We start from the raw sequence: 21,508 nt of genomic DNA, 5'->3' as shown, positions 1-21,508 counted from the left end.
GCCTCTGGTCTTTAGTCGTTATGCATGTCGTTGCCCCAGAACCGCTGCACACTTTTGGGCGACATGTATTAGTGCGCGATGCCGGAGCCGGCCGCTTCGTCGATCAGTCGCCCGCTGGTGAAGCGGTCGAGATCGAAGGGACGGCTGACGTCGTTGTGCTTGCCCGTGGCCAGCAGGTTCGCCAGCAGCGTGCCGCCGGCGGGAATGGCCTTGAAGCCGCCCGTGCCCCAGCCGCAATTGAGGAACAAATTGGGCAGCGGCGAGGGACCGATGATCGGCGAGGAATCCGGCACGACGTCGACAATGCCGGCCCATTGCCGCATCAGCTTCAACTGGCCGAAGATCGGGAACATCTCCAACAGTCCGGCAATGACTGCTTCCAGCGTCGGTAAATTGCCGCGTTGCGCATAGGAGGGGATGCGGTCGAGCCCGCCGCCAATGACGATCTCGCCCTTGTCCGATTGGCTGACATAGACGCCGCAGCCGGGCGACAGCACCACCGTGTCGAGGATCGGCTTCACCGGTTCGGAAACGCAGGCCTGCAGGGCGTAGGAATTGATCGGAAGCCGGAAGCCGGCCTTGGCCGCCAGCACCGAGGAATGGCCGGCCACGGCCATGCCGATGCGCTCGGCTCGGATCGCGCCGCGCGTCGTCTGGACGCCGCGGCAGCGGCCGCCCTCGACGATGAAGTCGGTGATCTCGCAATTCTGGATGATATCGACGCCGAGCCGGTTCGCCGCCCGGGCATAACCCCAGGCGACGGCGTCGTGGCGGGCCGTGCCGGCGCGACCCTGCCAGATGCCGCCGAACACGGGAAAGCGCGCATCCGGCGAAAAATTGTAGATCGGCGCCACGCGACGCACATCCTCGGGTGAAAACAGCTCCGCATCGATGCCGTTGATCTGCATGGCGTTGACGGTGCGGGCGCCGATCTCCATTTCGGCGGTCGAATGGCAGAGATTGACCATGCCGCGCTGTGACAGCATCACGTTGTAGTTCAGGTCCTTCGACAGGCCTTCATAGAGCCGGTGCGCCAGCCCGTAGAGCTCGACGCTTTCCGGATAATAGTAGTTGGAGCGCACCACCGTGGTGTTGCGGCCGGTGTTGCCGCCGCCGATCCAGCCTTTTTCCAACACGGCCACCCGGGCGATGCCGTGATTCTTGGCCAGGTAATAGGCTGTCGCCAGCCCATGGCCGCCACCGCCGATGACGATCGCGTCATAGGACGGTTTCGGCTCGGGTGAGCGCCAGGCCTGCTTCCAGCCGGTCTGGCCGGCCAGGCCTTCCTTGAACAGCGACAGAGCGGAATAGCGTCTGGTCATGGCGTGCCGGACAGGCCTGATTTCAGGGAGCGGGCGTGGATCATGGCATGGTCTTCAGCATGGACGGCACCGGTTCGATCGGTCATGCCCGCATCGCCTTGCCCAGTGGATCGTAAGGCGACGAAGCGATGACGCGCGCACCTCTTTCGACGCCGACGATATGGGTTGTCAACTCAGTATCGACATCGGTGACATCGCCATCGACAAGCGCCATGGCGAGGCTCTTGCCGACCGTATGGCCATAGCCGCCGGAAGTGACGAAGCCGGCAAGCTTGCCTCCGCTCCAGACCGGTTCGTAGCCGCTGGCGTCGGCATCCGCGGCATCGATCTCGATCGTCACCAGCGTGCGCCTGGCGCCGGCCTTCCGCTCTTTCAGCGCCGCTTCGCGGCCGATGAAGTCGCCCTTGTCGAAAGCGATCCAGCGGTCCATGCCGGTCTCGGCCGGTGTGTAATCCTGCGTGAACTCACGCGACCAGATGCCAAAACTCTTTTCGAGCCGCAGCGAGTTGACCGCGCCGAAGCCGTATTCTGTGACGCCGAGGTCGCTGCCTGCCGCAAGCAGCGCTCGGCGTAGCCCCGCATGCTCATTGGCCTGGCAATGGATTTCGTAGCCGAGTTCGCCGATGACCGAGAGCCGCCCGACCTTGGCTCGAACCAGGCCGACATCCAGCGTCTTGCAGGTGAGGAAACCGAAGGCCTGGTGCGAGACATCCTGGTGCGTCAGCCGTTCGAGCAGACGGCGGGCATTGGGGCCGGCGAGCGAAAAGCCGACGACCGCGTCCGAAATGTCGCGTACGGCAACGCCCTCGCCGAGATGCTGTTCGAACCAGCGCATGTGCCATTGGCGCAGATAGTAGGACCCCATGATCCACCAGCTGCCGTCACCCCAGTTGAAAACGGTCAGGTCGCCCTTGAGCTTGCCGTTTTCGCCCAGCATCGGCGCCAGTTTCGCGCGGCCCGGCTTGGGAAGGGCGCAGGCCAGCAACCGGTCGAGCCAGGCTTCCGCTTGCGGTCCGGAGACCTCGTAGCGCGAGAAGGCTGATATATCGAGCAGGCCGACGCCTTCGCGTACCTTGCGGCATTCCCGGGCGATGATGTCGAAGGCATTGGAGCGCTTCAGCGTCGGTGTTTCGACGAAACCTTGCGGCGCGAAATAGAGCGGCACTTCCATGCCCCAGGAATTGCCCCAGCGCGCGCCGGACGCATCCATGGCGTCATGCGCGCCTGCTGTCTTCAGCGGTCGTCCCGCGGGCAATTGCTCGTTGGGATAGCTCATGACGAAGCGGCGCGAATAGAACTGCCCCGTCGTCTGCTTGATATATTCGCGGTTGGAGGCGAAATCGCCGTAGCGGGCGATGTCCATGCCGTAGACGTCGGCTTCCGGCTCGCCATGGATCATCCACTCGGCCAGCGACTTGCCGACGCCGCCGCCTTGCAGGAAGCCGGCCATGACACCGCAGGCCACCCAGTAATTGGGAACGCCGCGCACCGGGCCGACCAGCGGATTACCGTCCGGCGAGAAGGTGAAGGCGCCGTTCACCCAGCGCTTGATGCCGGCCGTCTCCAGGCAGGGATAGCGGCTGAAGCCGAGCGCCAGCTCGTTGGCGATGCGGTCGGTGTCCTCCTGGATCAGCTCGATGCCGTAATCCCAGGGTGCGCCGTCCATGTTCCAGTGCTTGTGGTTGATCTCGTAGATGCCGAGCAGAAGCCCCTTCTGCTCCTGGCGCATATAGGTGAAGCCCTCGAGGTCGACGATCAGCGGCAATTCCCGGTCGAGCGCCTGGATCTCGGGCAGCGCTTCGGTGACGAGATAGTGATGCTCCATTGGCGAAACCGGCAGGTCGATGCCGGCCATCCGGCCGATTTGCTTGGCCCACAATCCGCCGGCGTTGACGACGTGCTCGGCAATGAGAGTGCCTTTCTCGGTGACCACGTCCCAGCTACCGTCGACGCGACGGTTGAGTTCCAGAACGCGGTTGTGCTCGATGATGTCGGCGCCGCGTTTCCTTGCCGCCTTGGCATAGGCGTGGACGACGCCCGAGGGGTCGATATGGCCTTCTCGTGCCGCATAAAGGCCGCCCAGTATGCCGTCGGTATTGAGGATTGGGCAGCGTTGCTTGATCTCGTCGACGCCGACCAGATGGACATCGTCTATGCCCATGGTCTGGAAGATGCGGTAGGAGGCTTTCAGCCATTCCCAGCGCTCCGGTGCCGAGGCAACCGAAATGCCGCCGGTCATGTGCATGCCGATGTTCTGGCCCGATTCCTTTTCGACCTCCGACAGCAGATCGATCGTGTAGGCCTGCAGCGCGGCGATGTTGGGGTCGGCGTTCAGCGCGTGGAAGCCGCCGGCCGCGTGCCAGCTCGACCCGGCTGTCAGCACCTCGCGTTCGATCAGTGCGACATCACTCCAGCCGAACTTCGCCAGGTGATAGAGCACCGAGGCTCCAACCACGCCGCCGCCAATAACGATCGCCCTGTATTGGGATTTCATCCTGCTGCACTCCACCTGGTATGGCGGCGCACCTTAACGGCATTGTACATATGTGTCCAGTGTGTTGCAAACAACGGATAGCACCATCATTCCGAGACCTCTCGCCATGTCCAAAGAGGCGAACATTCATCGCTTCGTCATCTTGGGGCGAAGCAAGGAGCGAAGCGACGCAGCGCAGACCGCTGGAGCTGCTCCGCAGCCCAAGGGATCCATGCCGGGACTCCTGAGCGTTGCAACGGTGCAGAATTCTGCTCTGCTGCACTCCACGGTTAAGGCCACGGAATGGATCCCAGGGTTTCCGCGACGGAGCTTCGCTCCTGCTTCGCCCGGGGATGACGAAGTTGGGGAGGTTTCGGCCAACCTCGTGTGGCGTCGGGCAGGATCGTCAGGCCGAGGCGGCCGATGGTTGCGCGCCTACCGTTTGCCGGAAAGCGTCTTCTCGACATAGCGCGCGAAGTCCTCGACATCTTCCGCCGGAGGCTCCTGACCGGTGAAGCTGCGCAGATAGGAGGCGACGTGGGTGAGGCGGGTGCTCATCGGTTCGTTGAGCTCGAGCGAGTAATAGCCGATCTGCATGAAATAGAGGACACGGGCCCGCACGAATGCGTCTTCTTCCTCGTAGCCATGGCGCTTGAACATGTCGCGTATGGCACTGACACGCTCTTCGTCGGCCTCGTCGAGCGCGCGCCGGATTGCGGGCGAGCGGCGGGCCCAGGCCCTGATCGCGAAGTCCAGCCGGGGATCGAACAGCTTTTCATCCACCCAGCATTCAAAAATGCTCATCACGCCACGAATGACGGTCGCCGAGGGCCGCGAGGCGCGTTCGACGATGAACCTCGTGTTGGTCTGCCGCCAGTAGCCCAGCAATTGATCGAGCAGATCCTGCCGGCTCTTGAAATACCAGTAGAAGCTGGAGCGCGAGACGTCGAGCTGCTGGCCAAGCGTCAACACGCGGACGCGTTCGACACCGTCGGAGATCAGTGTTTCAAGCGCCAGCTTCAGCCAGTCTTCACGAGTGGCCTTGATGTTGCCGGTGGCGCCGGCGCGCTGGATCGTCGTTTCGATTGCTGCCATCAGCACGACGCATGACATGCCGGATCAGGCAAATCAAGGTCGTGGACACATATGTACAGGGCAATTCGTTTAAGCCGCGATGACATCTGGCCGACGTTGGCCGGATTGCAGGTTCATGGGTGCCGGCCCCTGCCGTCCCATCAAAGCCAGGACAGGCCCGGGGTTTTGTCGCGGCGGCTCGGCCAGTGCGTGCTTTCCCGCAACACAATTGTCTGGCAAATACCAGTTCGGACAGATGCCGCCGCGCGGCCAACCAGCAGGAAAGACCAGGACATGGCTCAGTTTCGAAAAAACCTCATCGATGGCGAATGGGTCGGCGACGCCGGGTCCCGCAACATCAACCCCTCGGACACCGGCGACGTCGTCGGCGAATACGCCTCGGCCGGCGTGGAACAGGCCAAGCAGGCTATCGCCGCGGCCAAGGCTGCGTTCCCGGCATGGTCCCGCTCCGGCCCGTTGGCGCGCCACGCGGTGCTGAAGAAGGCGTCCGACGAGATCATGGCGCGCAAGGACGAGATCGGCCGCAACCTGGCCCGCGAGGAGGGCAAGACGCTGGCCGAAGGCATCGGCGAAACCATACGCGCCGCCCAGATCTTCGATTTCTTTGCCGGCGAAACATTGCGCCTGACCGGAGAGATGGTTCCGAGCGTTCGGCCGGGCGTCGGTGTCGAGATCACGCGCGAGGCGGTCGGCGTCGTCGGCATCATCACGCCGTGGAATTTCCCCATCGCCATTCCGGCCTGGAAGATCGCGCCGGCGCTGGCTCACGGCAACACCATCGTCTTCAAGCCTGCCGAGCTCGTGCCTGAAAGCGCCTGGTCGATCGTCGACATCCTGCATCGAGCCGGCCTGCCCAAGGGCGTGCTCAATCTCGTCATGGGCAAGGGTTCGGTGGTCGGCCAGGCCATGCTCGACAGCCCCGACGTCAATGCCATCACCTTCACCGGCTCGGTCGGCACGGGCAAGCGCGTCGCCGCCGCGAGCGTGGAACACATGCGCAAGTTCCAGCTCGAAATGGGCGGCAAGAACCCGCTGGTCGTGCTTGACGATGCCGATCTTGCGGTCGCCGTCGATTGCGCGCTCAACGGCGCCTTCTTCTCGACCGGCCAGCGCTGCACGGCCTCGTCCAGACTGATCGTGACCGAAGGTATCCACGACCGTTTCGTAGATGCGCTGAAGGAGCGGATGGGCAAGCTGGTGATCGGCGATGCGCTCGATGCGCAGACCCAGATCGGCCCGGTCGTCGATGCCACGCAGCTGAAGCAGGACGAGGACTATATCGCCATCGGTGTCAGGGAAGGTGCCACGCTCGCCTTCGGCGGCGAGCGGCTCGACCGCAAGACGCCGGGCTTCTATCTGAGCCCCGCGCTGCTGACCGAGGCCACCAATGCCATGCGCAGTTCGCGCGAGGAGATTTTCGGGCCGGTCGCCAGCGTCATCCGCGTCAAGGACTATGACGAGGCGCTTGCCGTCGCCAACGACACGCCCTTCGGGCTGACGTCGGGCATCTGCACCTCGAGCCTCAAGCACGCGACCCACTTCAAGCGCAATTCGGAAGCCGGCATGGTGATGGTCAACCTGCCGACGGCGGGTGTCGATTTCCATGTGCCCTTCGGCGGCCGCAAGGGCTCGAGCTACGGCCCGCGCGAACAGGGCCGCTATGCCATGGAGTTCTACACCACGGTGAAGACCGCCTATACATTCGCAGGATGATGAGGCGCCGGCCTGTCGGGCCGGCGAGCCTCCGCATGGAACCGGCATGAGGCAATGACATTGCAGGACCTGACCTGGCTGAACCCGCCGCCGCATCACGCCATTGACGGTGATGCGGTGCGCGTGCGCACCGGCAAGGAGACCGATTTCTGGCGCGAGACCTTCTACGGCTTCTGGCGCGACAACGGCCACTTCCTGCATCGGCAAGTCGAGGGCGATTTCACCGCCGAAGTCACCGTCAAGGGCAACTACAAGGTGCTCTATGACCAGGCCGGGCTGATGGTCCGGCTGAGCGAAACGCACTGGATCAAGGCCGGCATCGAATACACCGACGGCCTCGCCTATTTCTCCGTCGTGGTCACCAACGACACATCGGATTGGTCGCTGGTGGCCATTCATGCCGGTCCCAATGGCGTCAGCATCCGCCTGACCCGCCATGGCGAGGCGATCCGCGTCCAGTATCTCGATGCTTCGGACGGTCACTGGAAGCCGGTGCGGCTCGCCTATTTCCCGATCTCGAAGACGGTCGATGTCGGCATGATGTGCTGCTCGCCACAGCGCGAGGGTTTCGAAGTCACATTTTCCGGATTTTCGGTCGGCCCGCCGATTTCGAGGGAATTGCACGTCTGACGATTGGAATCGCGGGCTCTCGCATGGCCTGTGGGCACAGACCGGCAGGACATTGCTGCCGCTACCGTGTCTGGGCTAAGCGTTGCCGATGGGCATGAAGCGTTGGTGGGCCAAACGCAAAAAAGCTGTGTATTCCAAGGCGCTGAGATTCTTCAGCGTTCCTCCCGTGCTGTGGTCGCAAGGGATCGGGCATTTCTGCGATTTTGCCGGGCCTGACTGGTATCGCCGCGCACTGACCGAATCGACCCAGGGCGAGGCCTTTTTCCGCGACCACTATAGCGGCGCGCACGGCATCGTCTGGGTTCGGCTGAGCAGCTTGGCCAGGGTTTCGCGAACCTGCGATCTCGACACGTTCTCCCGGGTAGCCCTGCCCACCATCAGGGCGCCCTTCATCCTGCTGACCACCGACGGCGATGCATCGGTGCCATCGGACCTGGCAAGAGATACCGTCGAGCGGCTTCTCGCCAACCCCTATCTGGTGTCCTGGTACAGCCAGAACTGCGACGGCGATCATCCCAGGATCAAGCCGTTCCCGATTGGGCTGGACCTCCATACGCCACGTTCCCTTGCCACGCCCACCGGCATGGTGCGGCAGTTGCAAGCCTTGCGCCGCCGGCAGGGGGATGCGGATCGCCGCCCACCCAGGGTGTTCTGCGATTTCAGCATCAGCAGGGGCTCCAGCCAGCGTCGAGAAGTGCTTGATGCCCTGGACGGATGCCCACATGTCGATTTCCTCGGGAAACGTGTGTCGCAGCGCGCGATCTGGGAGCTGTATGCGCAATACCCGCTCGTGCTCTCGACCACGGGAAATGGCCTGGACTGCCACCGGACATGGGAACTGCTTTATCTCGGCTGCATCGTGGTGACCAAGACATCACCGATGGACCCTCTCTACGAAGGCCTGCCTGTCATCATTGTCGAGGATTGGCACGAGGTCAGGGATCCAGAAGCGCCGCAACGCTGGATCGACGAAGTCGCCCATCTGACGGACCCGAACTATGTCTGGGAGCGCTTGCGCCCGCAAACCTGTCTGGAGCCGCTCAGGCAGGCGCTTCGGCAGGCCGACGCTTCACCAGGGGACGTGTAGTATCTCCAGCTTCGGCAGGCCGACCGGCCTGATGCCGAGATCGTTGGCGAGCACGCCAAAAGCTTCGGTCTCGATCAGGTCGCGGTAGGGAATTTCAGGGAAGCGAAGGCCGCCGCGATGCAAGGCGGCATCGACCAGCAGCATCGTTCCGCCGACCGCGTCCAGGTCGATGATGTCGAGATGCCTGACATCACTGAGATGATATCGACTTGGTGTCTGCGCCGAAGGCTGGTGAAGGCCGCCGCGTATCTCGCGGTAGTAGCGATAATCCTTGATCTGCCGCCTGATGATGAAGCTGTTCAGGTCGAAGCTGCCGCCATTGGCGATCTTCACGCAGTTGGGCACCGCGATGCGATGCCCGGTGGCGATCAACTGGTTCAGCGCATCGCCGGGAAAGCGCCAGACGTCGATATCGATCCACAACGCCCAGTCGTCGTCTTCCTTCAGCCCGTGATCGATTAGGTAATTCCGCACCTTGGCGATCGCGCCGCGCCTGACGCGTTGCATCCGAGGCTTTGCCCGCTTTGTCCTGTCGAGCTTGGTGCCGACCTGTCGCTGCAGCAGCACGACGTCGCGATATTTGCCGGCCAGTCCCGCTGTCGCGGCCTGTAGCCGCTCCCAACTCCCGTCCAGGCTGTCGCCTTCGCAGAAGACAAGCTTGATTCTGTCCTTGGGGTAGTCGAGCCCGTCCAGCGCATCGAGAAAAGGTTGGATAAGGTCGGCGGCATCGCGAAGCGGCACCAGAACGGCAATATTGCCGCCCAGGGGCGGCGGTGCCGAGAGGACAGCCTTGTCGACGCTCGCTTTTGCCACGGCCTCATCCAGATACGCACCGCGCGTCAGGAGGTACCAAAGCCGATAGGCCCGGTTGCGAAGCTTGGTTGTCCATTTCGGCGGCGGCTCCGGGGTCCACCATGTGCCGGCCCAGTGATGGATCGAAAGCGGCGCCGTATCGTCGCCGGCCTCGCGCTCCGTGCTCCCGACCGACGTCACCGGCGCGAACAGGCCGGAGGGATGGATGGCGAAGGCCGCCTGATCGCTGTAGCCGCGCTGGGCGGAGGTCAAAAGGCAGGGACCGGTCGCGTCGAGTATGTCCTTGGCGCCGGCGAGCCCGGGCATCATCGACAGGAGATGCATCCAGAACGGATGACGGGGCGGGCTCGCCATCGTCCCGTTGAACAGGAGGTAGGGCAGGCCCCGGAAATCCGCCTGCACGGCCGCATGCGAAGCCGGTTCCTTGCACAGCACGACACGGGTCTCGTCCATGATCGGATCGAAGGCCGCGACGCATTCGCAGTCTATGTCGGCATAGACCCCGCCAAAATGATGCAGCAGCATGTAGCGCGCCGCATCCGAGCGCTGCACGCCGTTCGTGTAGCTGCAGAACATTGGCAGGAAATCAGGGTAGTGCTCGGCCACGAATTCGAGCAGCATCCGGTCGCTCCAGAACATCACCGTCCAGTGTGGATTGTGCCGTTTCCAGCTCTCGGCATACGCCTGGAAGCGTGCGGGAACGCTGTCGGTCTTCCATGTCTGGTGCAGGATCGGCGGGATCATACGGTCGCACCGTTTAGTCCAAGCCCGTTGCGAACGGCGTCGCGGATCGCTTGCGGGCCGAACCTTGCCCATACCGCCTGATACGCGCGAAGGCGTTGCCGCGCCCTGCGTTCGGGGTCCAGACAGAGTTCGATGGCCGTCTCGGCAAGCGTTTCGTCGGAGTGAGACAGCAGCACCTCCTCATTTTCGACCAGGTCCAGACCTTCGGCCGCGATCGGCGTGGCGACCACCGGCACGCCCGCGGCCATTGCTTCCAGTATCTTGATGCGTGTGCCGCCGCCCGCCGTCAGCGGGACGATGGTGAGATGCGCGCTGGACAACAGTGGCGCGACATCCGCGGGATCTTCGATGAGCTCCACACCAGGCAATCCGGCCAGTGCCCGCACCTCCGATCTTGGGGTGCGTCCACCCAGGACGAGCCTGGCATCCGGCAGGGCGTTTCGGATACGGGGCAATATGACACTGGCCAACCGCTGCGCGGCATCGACGTTTGGCGGATAGGCGAGATGGCCGATGAACACGATCACCGGAAAGCCGTTGCCGGTTGACGGCTCGGCAAGCAGGCGCCCGGGACCATTGCCGGCTTGCGGAATTCCGTTCGGAACGACGTCGATCGGGATCTTGTGCCGGGAAAGCGTCATCAGCTTCTGGCGATCCAGGTTCGAGCAGACCCATACCCTGTCGACAAGGGATAGTGCCTTCCTCTCGAGGAACCTGACGCCGAATGCAGCCGCGGTTCGCTTGGCGCTGAGATGCCTGATCTGTCCTGCCAGGTCGGATTCGACATTGTGCATGTCGAGAATGAGCTGCTCCGCCAGCGGTCTGAGGGGCCGCATCAGCTTGAACAGGCTGATGCTCTCGATGACGATAGTGTCCGGGCGGAATTCACCGATCAGCGTCTCAAGCCGCGTCAGGGCGGAACGCGGTATGCGATTCTCCGCCCTTGAGCGCCACCAACCGATCGAGGCCGTGCGGGGCTCTCCCTCGGCCGACAGGGCCTCTACGCGGATCAATGGATCAGGCACGTTTCCTCCTGTCTTTGGTCGCACCGAAACCAGGCAGACCGGGCCGAACCCGGCGGCCGCTTCAGCGTTGCGGTAGTTTCTCAGATCCGAACCCGAAGCGGGCGGGAAGCTCGGGTCGTGCGACACGATCAGCGTACGCTTCCGGGCCGTCCGGTCGGGCGAGCCGACAGCCGGTCGCGCGCCTGGGCCGTTCAAGGCGGACGCCTGGGGCGTTATTCCAGGCAGAGGCCCCAATTCAGATGGCATTCATAACGATTCCGTGACCACAAGCATCGATGCCACCTTGTTTAGCTGAACAAGGCTCTCGTCAAGCACTGTATATTTCTGAATACTTCAGCCCCGAGCCCTCGGTGGCCGCGAGGTTCATCGCCTGGACCAAGCCAGCCAGCGCACCGTCAGGCGCCTGCGCAAGGAGGTGAACCGGGTCCGCCTGTAAGCATCGCCCGCCATCTTGATACCTTGTGCCTGAGTCGGGAAGGGATGAATGACGTCGGCCAGGGCGTGCAATCCCATGCCCGACCTGATGGCGAGCGTCACTGCGTTGATCATCTCGCCGGCATGGCTGGCGACGACAGTCGCTCCCAGGATACGGTCGGACCCCTCCCTGACATGGATCTTGACGAACCCCTCCTCCTCGCCGTCCATCACGGCACGGGCGACGTCATGCATCAGCACCGTATAGGTCTTGACCGGAATGCCGTTGCGGCGCGCCTCGATCGGATAGAGACCGACATGGGCGATTTCCGGATCGGTATAGGTGCACCAGGGAACGACGAGTTCGCTGAGCCTCTCGCGCCCGCGAAACAGCGCATTGCGCACGACAATACGCGCCGTCGCTTCGGCTGTATGGGTGAACTTGTATTCGAGGCACACATCGCCCGCCGCGTAGATGTGCGGGTTCGTGGTTCTCAAGTGATCGTCCACCTTGATGCCGCTGGCGTCATACGCCACCCCGGCGTCTGCCAGGCCGAGACCTTCGACATTGGGCGAACGGCCGACGCCGGTGATGATCTCGTCGACGGAAATCGTCGTCGTGTCGCCATCCCGCATCAGATCGGCGAGCTTCTTGCCGCCCTCCGCCCGCACCGCCACCACTTCTGTGTTCAGGCGAACCTCGATCCCCTCGCGCGCCAGCGCGTCCGACAGGATCTGCGCGGCGTCTCGTTCCTCGCCGGGCAGGAACATCGGATCGCTCTGCGCCAGGATCACCTTCGCGCCGAGCAGGCAGAAGGCCTGCGCCGTCTCGCAGCCAAGCGGCCCGCCGCCGATAACCAGCAGCCGCTCAGGACGTTGCGTGAGGTTGAACATGCTCTCATTGTCGAGATAACCGGCCTCGGCGAGCCCTGGAATCGCCGGCACGCTCGGATGCGCGCCTGTCGCGACCAATGCCTTCTTGAAAGGCAGCGTCTTGTCCGCGACCACCACCGTGTCCGGTCCGGCAAAGCGGGCTTCGCCGAAATAGAGGTCGATGCCTTCGGCCGCGATGGCCGCGGCCGATTCGGCGCTGCTTATCCGCTGCCGGATCTGCCGCATCCGCGTCATGGCCCGCTCGAAGTCGACCTGAAGACGCTCCGGCGTGTCGCCACCGAAATTCTCGGCATCACGCATGTCCGCATAGAGCCTCGCCGTGCGGATGATCGACTTTGACGGGACGCCGCCGACATTGACGCACGCACCGCCGATCAGCCCGCGCTCGATCAGCGCGACTTTCGCGCCGAGGCTTGCCGCGTCACGCGCCGCGGTCAGCCCCGCCGGGCCGGCGCCGATGATGACGAGATTGTAGAGACCGTCGGGGGTAGGGTTCTTCCAGCGCGGCGGATGCGCGCCCCGGATCAGTTCGACGTCGTTGCGGTCGACCGGGAAGCTGGCGGCCTTTGTCCGTTCACGCGGCATCATAAGCCCCTGAAGTGGAGCCTGCCGGCCGCGCCAGCCAGCCGCCGGTGAAGCCTGCTTTTCCCAGGCCGCGGCGAATGTGCGGATTGGACCGCATCAGCTCCCAGATCAGGCGCGAGCGGTGGTTCTCGATCATCATCACCACGATGCCCTGGTCCAGCCCGTAATGGCCTTCCGACACCCAGCCGTTGCGGCCGAATTTTCGCCGGTTGGCCAAGGTCGGGTTGAATCCGCTCGGCAGCCGGAAATTCTCGATCACCTCGGGATAATGCTCGCCGAGATGGCGCATTGCTGCCATGCAGATGTCGGGAGCAAAAGGCAGCGATGCCGGATAGGACCAGGGCGAGATCGTACCATCATCCGGCCCGAAGGGAGCGCCGCGCGCCGCATAGCCGGAAAACCGGTGTCTCCGTCGCTCGACACTGGCGCGAAAACCGCCGGGCCCGTCTCCCGCCGAGAGGCCCCAAAGGTTCTCGCCGTAGCCGTCGAAGCCATAGGGGTTGTGGCGCGCATAGTCCCGATGGAGGTAGGTCGAGCGGCGGCTGTTTTCGAAATAGTCGGAGTTCTTCTCGCGCATGAAGGCGTCGCGGATGCCGGCGAAATCGATCCAGGCGTGCGAGAACTGGTGCATGAACAACGGCCCGCCATAGAGCACGTCATGGCCGTAGATGTTCTCCCACTGGTAGGTCGCCGTCCAGGCCTCGTAGCTGTCGTCGGAGGTTGGGTTGTCCGGCGCGGCCATCGACAGCACATAGAGGATGGTCGCCTCGTTGTAGCCCTCCCAGCCATAATGCAGAAAACCGCTCTTCGGCTTCCAGCCTTGCCGCAAGGTCGGACTGCTGCCTTGCGCCCACCGCCAGTCGACGCGTCGGTAGAGCGCTTCGGCCAGGTGCCGGATTTCGGCTTCCTGTTCGTTCTCGCCGGAGAAATAGGCGCCGGCCACCAGGATACCGGCCATCAGCAGGGCGGTGTCCACCATCGACAATTCGCAGCGCCAGACGCGCAACCCGGTCCGCATGTCGAGAAAATGGTAGTAGAAACCCTTATGGCCGGTGACGTCGTCACCGCCGCCTTGCGGGCTGGCCGAGAAGAAACGCAGCGCCGCGAGCGTCAGCTCCACTGCCTCCGTGCGCGACATCCAGCCGCGCTCGACGCCGATCGGATAACAGGACAGGGCGAAACCGACGACGGCGATGCTGGCCGGCGAGTTCGGCCGCGACGTATCGGCGACCAAACCGTTGTCGGAGTTCACATTCTCCAGGAAATAGCCGAAGGCGGCGCGCTGGTAGCGGTCCAGAAGCTCTTCATCGGACAATGCGGCAGGATCTGCTTTAGGCAAGCGATGCGAACTCCAGCCTGATGCCCGCCACACCCAGCGGTGGAACGGTGACATCGAATCCCAGGGTGCGATCGCTCCAGGCGACCGATTGTTTCTGCTCCGGCATTGCCGAAGCCGCATGCAGTTGTTCGACCATTGCGGGGCTCAGATAATCAGGCTTTCCCATCGTCTCCCACACCGCCTTGGCGTCGGCATTTCCGGCGCCGATCCGTTGGATAATCGCGGCGGCGGGCCGCGGCGCATTCTTGAGTTCGATATGGACCGTCTCGTCGGTGACCGGATGTCGCGGCAAGGCGAAATTGGAAATCAGCACGGTCAGCGAATTCCCGTTGCGGATACACCAGCTGTCCACGGTTGGGTGGCTCCCGTCCACGGGCAGGATTTCCGTTCCAAGTCCGTGCAGCATTTCGAAGGCACGGTAAGCCGGTTTGGCGATTCCGTGAAGGTTCATCAGGCCAAAGCCGCCATGGAAGGGCACGGAGGGGAAATAGTTCTCCTCGAAAATATCCGAAAAGGTCCAGTAGCTGTAGCCCTCGACCAGTCCTCTCGCCTCCATCACCGTCTTGACGATGAAGGCGGCGGCATACGGCTCGTCATGCATGGGGTCGCGCGGGTTCGAAGACGTGCACCATTCGGTGTAGTAGAGCGGACGGTCACCAGCCTGCTGCCGCGCGGTCCGCGCCTCCTCCCGCAACACACTTCGCGTGCTTTCCGAAAGCTGAGTTTCGGTGTCGTCGCCAGGCTTGCCGAAGGCATCGGTTGGATAGTGATGCGTGCTGATGAAGTCAGTCGGAAGGTTGTTCTGGCTGCAATAGGTGACAAACTCATCGATCCAGGCATTGGCGGCGGTGGCCGGTCCGCCGACCTGCAACTGCATGTCGACGGATTTGATCGCCTTTGCCGTGTAGGCATACAGCTTGAAATAGTCCTCCTGCTTGCCACTGCCGAACGCCTCGAGATTGGGCTCATTCCAGACCTCGAAGAACCATTGTCTTATCTCGTGCAGGCCGTAGCGATCGACCCAATGGGCGACGAGCCTCGAGATCAGTGTCGACCATTGGTCGTAGTCCTTCGGCACGCTGACATTGGCGCGGTAATGAAAAATGATCTGCCCGGAGGATGACAGCATTGTCGGCATGAAACTCAACTCGACGAAGGGCCGCATGCCGATCGATAGCAGGAAATCGAAAATCTGGTCGGCATTGAAGAACGAATAGAGCGGCTGGTCGTCCTGGTCGATGAGCGTACCCATGTCGTCATCGAGCAGCCCATGAAAACGAACATGGCGAAAGCCGAGTTCGTCATGCGCCCGCTGCATCTGCGCCTGCCAGTCGGCGCGCAAAGCCAGCGTCGCGTGGCCGCTGCCGACGGTATGTTCCCAAAAATGCGGGAAGTCCTCGCCCTGGACGCCGAGATCGCAGCGAAAGGTCACGTCTTTGGAATTGTCCGAGGGAATGTCTGCCTGTCGTATGCTCTGCATTGCCGACTATACGCCGGCCAGACCGCATTCGTTGCCTGCTCACGCGGATTTGTAGTTGTCGTCAATAGGTGGCGCGGCCGCCGGAAACGTCGAACACGGCGGCCGTCGTGAACGAGCACTCCTCCGAGGCGATCCAGCAGATCAGTGCCGCCACCTCCTCGACCTCGCCGAAGCGCGCCATCGGTATCTTGGACAGCATGAAGTCGATGTGTTCCTGGCTCATCTGCTTGAAGATCGCGGTGCGCACGGCCGCCGGCGTCACGCAATTCACCGTCACCTTGGTCTTGGCCAGTTCCTTGCCGAGCGACTTGGTCAGGCCGATCACCGCCGCCTTGGAAGTGCTGTAGGCGGAGGCATTGGGATTGCCTTCCTTGCCGGCGATCGAGGCGATGTTGACGATGCGGCCATACTTGCGCTCGAGCATGTGCGGCACCAGCGCCTTGTTGCAGTAGAAGACGCCATTGATGTTGATGTCGATGACCCTCTGCCAATCCTCGGCCGAATAGGCCCAGGTCGTCATGTTCGGCCCGGTAATGGCCGCGCTGGTGACCAGGATGTCGACACCGCCAAGGGCCTCGATGGTGCGTGCGGCGGCGCCTTCAACGCCGGTGGCATCGGCGACGTCGACGGCAACACCATGCAGGCCAGGGATGATGGTCTTCGCCTGTTCGATCTGGGCCGGATCGCGGTCCCAGACGCTGGCGCGTCCACCTTCCGCGACGATCCTTTGCGCGACCGCCAGGCCGATGCCCGAGGCGCCACCGGTGATGACAGCCGTCCGACCGTCGAAGCGCCCCGCGAAGTTCATTTGCTTCTCCCTTGTCCGCAACTGGCTTGATCGGCCGCAGCGACTGTGATGTCACGGCCGGGCAAGTTCAAGCCGTCATGGAGCCCCATTCTCTGGGCCAATGCCGATTAGGCCGAATTTCCCTCGAGCTCTCGGCGCAACGCTTCCACCATCGCCACCAGTGCCGGTCCGATTTCGGCATGCGCGCGTTGCTCGGTGATGATCTCGCCGATGCCGCCGCAAGTGATGGCGACCAGCGGCGAGCCGTCTCGCGGACGAAACGGCACGCCGACCGCGTGGATGTAGCTGTGCCAGGCGCCGAACGAGGTCACGTAGCCAAGCTGGGCGTACTGGGCGATCGCCTCCTCGATCGCCGTGGCGATCATCGCTGCCTTGTCGGGCTCGGCCTCCTGCAGCGCCCGTACCAGGCTGGTCCGCTCCTCGGGCAGAAGTCCCGCCGCATAGGCCAGCCCCATCGAGGTCTTCCAGATCGGCAGATAGGAGCCCGGATTGAGCCGCAGCGTGACCAGGCTCTCCGACCGGCAGTTGGCAAGATAGACCATGTTGAGGCTGTCGCGCGTGCCGATCGCCACCGCCGCGCCGGTCAAGTCGGCCAGCGGCTGCATCAGCGGCCTTGCGATGTGGACGACGGCGCTGGAGCTCAGCGCCGAATAGCCGAGCGCCACGGTCGCCGGGCCCAGGCTGTAACGGCCGAGCTCCTTGTCATAGAGCAGATAGCCGAGTGCGCTGAGTGTGTAGGTGATGCGCGAAACCGTGGCCTTGGGCAGTCCGGTGCGCGCGATGATGTCCTGGTTGCCAAGCGAGGCGTCGCCTGGCCGGAAGGCGCGCAGGATGCCGAGCCCCCGCACCAGTGACGTCGAAAGCTGCGCGCCTTCGCCATCGACTTCCGTCTCGTCCCGGGTCGCTCGCTTGCGCACGCTGGCGGTCTTTCTGGCGGAGTGCCCACCTGTCGGGCCGGTCTCGCCGGCGCTGTGCAGTCAAAAATGAAATTAAATTCCATTTATATTGACAGCCGCTTTTGCAGCCTGTCAATATGCCCCTCGATGGTATCTTCCAGCGCCTTGTGCCATCTTACGAAGCCCGTCCTTGTGAAGGTAGCCACGTGTCCCGCTATATTTTGCGCCGGCTTATCGCGATGCCGTTCCTGGTGCTTGGCATCGTCACCATCGCTTTTCTGATCACCACGGTGACCAAGGGCGATCCGCTGACGGCAATCGTCGCCGAACAGCAGATGAGCAATCCCGAAGTGGTCGCCGCCGCCAAGGCGCGCTGGGGTTTGGATCGTCCTCTGCCCGAGCGCTATATGATATATCTCGGCAATCTGCTGAGCGGCGACCTCGGCACATCCTTCATCACCAAGCGCAATGTCGGCACTGATATTCTCTATCGCCTGCCGGCAACGCTGGAGCTGGTCTTCGCCGCCATGATCTTCGGCACCACGCTCGGCATCGCGCTTGGCGTGCTGGCCGCCTATTTCGGCAACAGCCTGATCGATCACGGCGCGCGGCTGTTCGCTCTGTTCGGCTCCTCGCTGCCGGTGTTCTGGTCCGGCCTTGGCCTGCTGTTCATCTTCTCGGTCATGCTCAACTGGCTGCCGGGGCCTGGCCGGCTCGATGCCCGGCTGCCGCTGCCGCCCGGCGTCACCGGATTCCTGACCATCGATTCGCTGCTGGCCGGCGACCTCACCGTCTTCAAGGACGCTGTGTGGCATCTGCTTTTGCCGGCTTTCGTGCTCGGCTGGACGGTGTCTGGAACCATCTCGCGGCTGGTGCGCGCCAACATGCTCGATGTGATGAGCCGCGAATTCGTGCTTACCGCACGCGCCAAGGGCGCAAGCGAATTCCGTGTCGTCATCGTGCATGCGCTGCGCAACACCATGGTGCCGACCTTGACCGTCATCGGCTATTCCTTCGCCTATCTGATCACCGGCGCGGTGCTGACCGAGACCATCTTTTCCTGGCCCGGCATGGGTTCCTATGCCGTGGAGGCGGCCCGCGCGCTCGACTTCCCGGCCATCATCGGCGTCACCATTGTCGGCGGCCTCGCCTTCCTGGTCACCAACCTCGTCACCGACATCCTCTATGTCGTGGCTAATCCGCGGGTGAGGTTGAGCTGATGTCGGCCGTCGTCACCAAATCACGCTCCGCCGGCATTCCCGAATGGCTGACCGCACCGCTGGTCATCGGCACGGTCGTCATCCTGTTCTGGCTGTTCATGACCGTGTTCGCCAATCTGGTGGTGCAGTTCGATCCGCTTGAAATGGTCGCGCGCCGCCTGCAGCCGCCGAGCTGGGCGCACTGGCTGGGCACCGATGCGCTCGGCCGCGACGTGCTGGCCCGCACCTTGCACGGGGCGGCGCATTCGCTGCCGATCGCGGTTCTGGTCGTCGTCTCCGCCGTGGTCATCGGCTCGCTGCTCGGCGCCATTTCCGGCTTCGTCGGCGGTCTGACGGGCGCGGCGATCATGCGGCTGGTCGACGTCACTCTGTCCTTCCCGCCGATGCTGCTTGCCATGGCCGTCGCGGCCTCGCTCGGGCCGGGCCTCGGCAATGCGGCCATCGCCATGGTGCTGGTCTGGTGGCCGGTCTACGCCCGCCTGATGCGTGCGCAGGTGCTGGAAGTGAAGGAGCGCGAGCATGTCGAGGCGGCGATCGCCGCGGGTGCTCGGCCAAGCCGCGTCCTCTTCAAGCACATATTGCCGCTCTGTTGGACGCCGGTGCTGATCAGCGCGACCATGGACCTCGGCCAGGTCGTGCTGCTTGCCGCATCGCTCTCCTTCATCGGCCTTGGCGCCACGCCGCCAACGCCCGAATGGGGCTCGATGATCTCCGACGGCGCCGTCCATTTCTATCAGTGGTGGATCGCCTTCGGCCCCGGGGTCGCCATCCTCACCATCGTGCTCGGCTTCAACTTCATCGGCGACGGCCTGCGCGACATTCTCGATCCAAGGTCGGACTAGACGATGAGCGCACAGCTATATTCAGCGCGTTCCGGCGCGGCCGGCAAGGCGGGTGAGCGCGAGCCGCTGCTGTCCATTCGCGGTCTGCGGGTCGGATTCCGCAAGGCGGGCAACCAGTTCGAGGCCGTGCGCGGCATCGACCTCGACGTCGCCAAGGGCGAGGTCGTCGGCATCGTCGGCGAGTCCGGCTCGGGCAAATCGGTCGGCATGCTTGCCGCTCTCGGCCTGACCTCGAAGAACGCGGTCGTGACCGGCTCTGTCCGGTTCAAGGGAGAAGAACTGGTCGGCAAGCCGGCGCGCGAAATGCGCAAGATCAGGGGCGCGCGCATCGCCATGATCTTCCAGGATCCGCTGTCCTCGCTCAATCCTGTCATGACGGTCGGCGCCCAGATCGCCGAGGCGGTCAGGCTGCATCAGCGCCTGACCCACAAGCAGGCCATGGCGCGCGCGGTCGAGTTGCTCAATCTTGTGGCGATCCCGCAGCCCGAGCGCCGGGTCAGCCAGTACCCGCATGAATTCTCCGGCGGCATGCGCCAGCGTGCGGTCATCGCCATGGCGGTGGCCAACGATCCTGATCTGTTGATCGCCGACGAGCCGACCACGGCGCTCGACGTGACCGTGCAGGCGCAGATCCTGACGGTACTGCGTTCGCTGCAGGAGCGGCTCGGCCTCGGCCTGGTGCTGATCACCCATGACCTCGGCGTCGTCGCCGGCCATGCCGACCGGGTCGCGGTGGTCTATTCCGGCCGTGTCGTCGAGCAGGCTGATGTGTCGGAGCTGTTCGCCGATCCGCGCCACCCCTACACGCGCGGCCTGATCGCCTCGATCCCCAATCTGGAGGAAAGCCGCGAGCGGCTGTTTTCGATCGATGGCTCACCGCCGGCGCTCGGCCGTCTGCCGGGCGGCTGCGCCTTCCATCCGCGCTGCATCCATGCCGAGGCGCGCTGCCGGATCGAGGATCCGCCGCTGCACGATATTGGCGGCCGCTTCTCGGCCTGCCATTTCGCGACCACCTTGCCGCCCTTCCACGGCGTCTCGCCGGCGGCGGCTGGCCTGGAGACTGGAAGCGTGACCCCATGAGCGCAGTGGCCGAACACAAGACCGACGCGGCATCGGACACAGCGCCTGCGCTGTCGGTTCGCCATCTGGTCAAGGACTTCCCGGTTCGCGGCGGCCTCGTCTTCGACCGCGCAATTGCCCATGTGCGGGCCGTCGCCGACGTCTCCTTCGATGTGGCACCGGGCGAGACGCTGGGCCTGGTCGGCGAATCCGGTTGCGGCAAGTCGACGCTCGGACGCTGCCTGATGCGGCTGATCGAGCCGACCAGCGGCGAAAGCTGGTTCCGCGGCCAGAATCTTCTGGCGCTGAACCACGAGGACATGCGCCTGATGCGGCGCTACATCCAGCTCGTCTTCCAGGATCCGTACGGCTCGCTGCATCCGCGCATGCGCATCGCCGACAACATCGCCGAGCCGCTGCGCATGAGCGACATGTCGAAGGCCGACCGCCGCGGGCGCGTCGCCGAGCTGCTCGAACTGGTGCGGCTCAATCCCGAGCACGGCCGTCGCTATCCGCATGAGCTCTCCGGCGGCCAGCGCCAGCGTGTCGTCATCGCCCGCGCGCTCGCGCTCAACCCGCAGGTGGTGATCCTCGACGAGCCTGTCTCGGCGCTCGATGTTTCGGTGCAGGCCGGCGTGCTCAACTTGCTGAAGGACATCCAGCAATCCTTCGGCACGTCCTATTTATTCATCGCCCACGATCTTTCGGTCGTGCGCCATATCTCGCATCATGTCGCCGTGATGTATCTAGGCAAGATCGTCGAGATCGCGCCGGCGGCCGAACTCTATTCAAGAGCACTGCATCCCTACACACAGGCGCTTCTGTCGGCCGTGCCGCTCGCCAATCCCGAGAAGGAACGCAAGCGTGAGCGGATCGTGCTGTCGGGCGACGTGCCGAGCCCACTCAATCCGCCATCGGGCTGCCGCTTCCGCACACGCTGCTTCAAGGCGCAGGCGATTTGCGCGTCCGTCGAACCGCCGCTCGGACCATCAGGCGAAAGGCACCGCGTCGCCTGCCATTTTCCGGAACCCGTCAACGCCTTCAAGGCTGTCTGACGGGCCGCAAGGCC

17 protein-coding genes are annotated in these 21,508 nt (G+C 63.8%); 7 read left to right on the top strand and 10 right to left on the bottom strand.

What is annotated here, in order from left to right; translation table 11 throughout:
* Positions 1–68 precede the first annotated feature (68 nt).
* From FJ977_RS07545 to FJ977_RS07530, 3 genes are all read right to left on the bottom strand, one after another.
* A complete protein-coding gene (locus FJ977_RS07545) occupies positions 69–1,322 on the bottom strand; it encodes a sarcosine oxidase subunit beta (RefSeq protein ID WP_140770076.1) in 1,254 nt (417 codons plus the stop codon).
* 82 nt (positions 1,323–1,404) lie between these two features.
* Positions 1,405–3,816 (bottom strand): FAD-dependent oxidoreductase, encoded by a 2,412-nt coding sequence (locus FJ977_RS07540; protein WP_140770074.1) that lies wholly within the window; start codon positions 3,814–3,816, stop codon positions 1,405–1,407.
* 414 nt (positions 3,817–4,230) lie between these two features.
* Complete coding sequence (locus FJ977_RS07530) at positions 4,231–4,890, bottom strand: TetR/AcrR family transcriptional regulator (RefSeq protein ID WP_181179700.1); 660 nt, start codon at positions 4,888–4,890, stop codon at positions 4,231–4,233.
* 273 nt (positions 4,891–5,163) lie between these two features.
* Here FJ977_RS07530 and FJ977_RS07525 point away from each other — a divergent pair, with 273 nt between their 5' ends.
* The 3 genes from FJ977_RS07525 to FJ977_RS07515 all read left to right on the top strand — a co-directional run bounded on the left by FJ977_RS07525 (position 5,164) and on the right by FJ977_RS07515 (position 8,320).
* On the top strand, positions 5,164–6,603 hold the full coding sequence (locus FJ977_RS07525; RefSeq protein ID WP_140770068.1) for an aldehyde dehydrogenase family protein: 1,440 nt from the start codon (positions 5,164–5,166) through the stop codon (positions 6,601–6,603).
* A gap of 54 nt (positions 6,604–6,657) precedes the next feature.
* Entirely contained in the window at positions 6,658–7,233 is a 576-nt protein-coding gene (locus tag FJ977_RS07520; protein WP_140770066.1) for a DUF1349 domain-containing protein, read from the top strand.
* Positions 7,234–7,327: 94 nt separating this feature from the next.
* On the top strand, positions 7,328–8,320 hold the full coding sequence (locus tag FJ977_RS07515; RefSeq protein WP_140770064.1) for a DUF535 domain-containing protein: 993 nt from the start codon (positions 7,328–7,330) through the stop codon (positions 8,318–8,320).
* Here the strand turns inward: FJ977_RS07515 and FJ977_RS07510 are convergent.
* From FJ977_RS07510 to FJ977_RS07480, 7 genes are all read right to left on the bottom strand, one after another.
* A complete protein-coding gene (locus FJ977_RS07510; protein ID WP_140770062.1) occupies positions 8,303–9,877 on the bottom strand; it encodes a glycosyltransferase in 1,575 nt (524 codons plus the stop codon). The two genes, FJ977_RS07515 and FJ977_RS07510, sit on opposite strands and share 18 nt — an antisense overlap.
* Positions 9,874–11,097, bottom strand: a complete 1,224-nt coding sequence (locus FJ977_RS07505) for a glycosyltransferase family 4 protein (RefSeq protein ID WP_140770060.1) — start codon at positions 11,095–11,097, stop codon at positions 9,874–9,876. The genes FJ977_RS07510 and FJ977_RS07505 overlap by 4 nt, the downstream gene beginning before the upstream one ends.
* A gap of 168 nt (positions 11,098–11,265) precedes the next feature.
* A complete protein-coding gene (locus FJ977_RS07500) occupies positions 11,266–12,795 on the bottom strand; it encodes a mercuric reductase (RefSeq protein ID WP_140770058.1) in 1,530 nt (509 codons plus the stop codon).
* Positions 12,785–14,134, bottom strand: a complete 1,350-nt coding sequence (locus FJ977_RS07495) for a glucoamylase family protein (protein WP_140770056.1) — start codon at positions 14,132–14,134, stop codon at positions 12,785–12,787. The genes FJ977_RS07500 and FJ977_RS07495 overlap by 11 nt, the downstream gene beginning before the upstream one ends.
* Positions 14,127–15,566 carry a glycosyl hydrolase gene (locus FJ977_RS07490; RefSeq protein ID WP_246682852.1) on the bottom strand — a complete coding sequence of 480 codons (1,440 nt, stop codon included), beginning with the start codon at positions 15,564–15,566 and terminating at the stop codon, positions 14,127–14,129. The genes FJ977_RS07495 and FJ977_RS07490 overlap by 8 nt, the downstream gene beginning before the upstream one ends.
* Before the next feature lie 109 nt (positions 15,567–15,675).
* Entirely contained in the window at positions 15,676–16,422 is a 747-nt protein-coding gene (locus FJ977_RS07485) for an SDR family NAD(P)-dependent oxidoreductase (protein ID WP_140770052.1), read from the bottom strand.
* 107 nt (positions 16,423–16,529) lie between these two features.
* Entirely contained in the window at positions 16,530–17,339 is an 810-nt protein-coding gene (locus FJ977_RS07480; protein WP_140770050.1) for an IclR family transcriptional regulator, read from the bottom strand.
* Positions 17,340–17,524: 185 nt separating this feature from the next.
* Here FJ977_RS07480 and FJ977_RS07475 point away from each other — a divergent pair, with 185 nt between their 5' ends.
* The 4 genes from FJ977_RS07475 to FJ977_RS07460 are packed head-to-tail and all read left to right on the top strand — an operon-like array spanning position 17,525 to position 21,494.
* Complete coding sequence (locus tag FJ977_RS07475; protein WP_140770048.1) at positions 17,525–18,538, top strand: ABC transporter permease; 1,014 nt, start codon at positions 17,525–17,527, stop codon at positions 18,536–18,538.
* Positions 18,538–19,380, top strand: a complete 843-nt coding sequence (locus FJ977_RS07470; protein ID WP_140770046.1) for an ABC transporter permease — start codon at positions 18,538–18,540, stop codon at positions 19,378–19,380. Before FJ977_RS07475 ends, FJ977_RS07470 begins: the two co-directional genes overlap by 1 nt.
* Positions 19,381–19,383: 3 nt before the next feature.
* Complete coding sequence (locus tag FJ977_RS07465; protein WP_140770044.1) at positions 19,384–20,460, top strand: ABC transporter ATP-binding protein; 1,077 nt, start codon at positions 19,384–19,386, stop codon at positions 20,458–20,460.
* A complete protein-coding gene (locus FJ977_RS07460) occupies positions 20,457–21,494 on the top strand; it encodes an oligopeptide/dipeptide ABC transporter ATP-binding protein (RefSeq protein WP_140770042.1) in 1,038 nt (345 codons plus the stop codon). Before FJ977_RS07465 ends, FJ977_RS07460 begins: the two co-directional genes overlap by 4 nt.
* The last annotated feature ends 14 nt before the right edge of the window (positions 21,495–21,508 follow it).

Source organism: Mesorhizobium sp. B2-1-3A, assembly GCF_006442655.1.
Taxonomy (GTDB): domain Bacteria; phylum Pseudomonadota; class Alphaproteobacteria; order Rhizobiales; family Rhizobiaceae; genus Mesorhizobium.
The sequence above is the reverse complement of the archived record's forward strand: the minus strand, read 5'-3'. Positions and strand labels throughout refer to the sequence as shown.

Coding starts and splice junctions, on each gene's coding strand:
- FJ977_RS07545 (WP_140770076.1), bottom strand. CDS start 1,322: ATGACCAGACGCTATTCCGCTCTGTCGCTGTTCAAGGAAGGCCTGGCC.
- FJ977_RS07540 (WP_140770074.1), bottom strand. CDS start 3,816: ATGAAATCCCAATACAGGGCGATCGTTATTGGCGGCGGCGTGGTTGGA.
- FJ977_RS07530 (WP_181179700.1), bottom strand. CDS start 4,890: ATGGCAGCAATCGAAACGACGATCCAGCGCGCCGGCGCCACCGGCAAC.
- FJ977_RS07525 (WP_140770068.1), top strand. CDS start 5,164: ATGGCTCAGTTTCGAAAAAACCTCATCGATGGCGAATGGGTCGGCGAC.
- FJ977_RS07520 (WP_140770066.1), top strand. CDS start 6,658: ATGACATTGCAGGACCTGACCTGGCTGAACCCGCCGCCGCATCACGCC.
- FJ977_RS07515 (WP_140770064.1), top strand. CDS start 7,328: ATGAAGCGTTGGTGGGCCAAACGCAAAAAAGCTGTGTATTCCAAGGCG.
- FJ977_RS07510 (WP_140770062.1), bottom strand. CDS start 9,877: ATGATCCCGCCGATCCTGCACCAGACATGGAAGACCGACAGCGTTCCC.
- FJ977_RS07500 (WP_140770058.1), bottom strand. CDS start 12,795: ATGCCGCGTGAACGGACAAAGGCCGCCAGCTTCCCGGTCGACCGCAAC.
- FJ977_RS07485 (WP_140770052.1), bottom strand. CDS start 16,422: ATGAACTTCGCGGGGCGCTTCGACGGTCGGACGGCTGTCATCACCGGT.
- FJ977_RS07470 (WP_140770046.1), top strand. CDS start 18,538: ATGTCGGCCGTCGTCACCAAATCACGCTCCGCCGGCATTCCCGAATGG.
- FJ977_RS07465 (WP_140770044.1), top strand. CDS start 19,384: ATGAGCGCACAGCTATATTCAGCGCGTTCCGGCGCGGCCGGCAAGGCG.
- FJ977_RS07460 (WP_140770042.1), top strand. CDS start 20,457: ATGAGCGCAGTGGCCGAACACAAGACCGACGCGGCATCGGACACAGCG.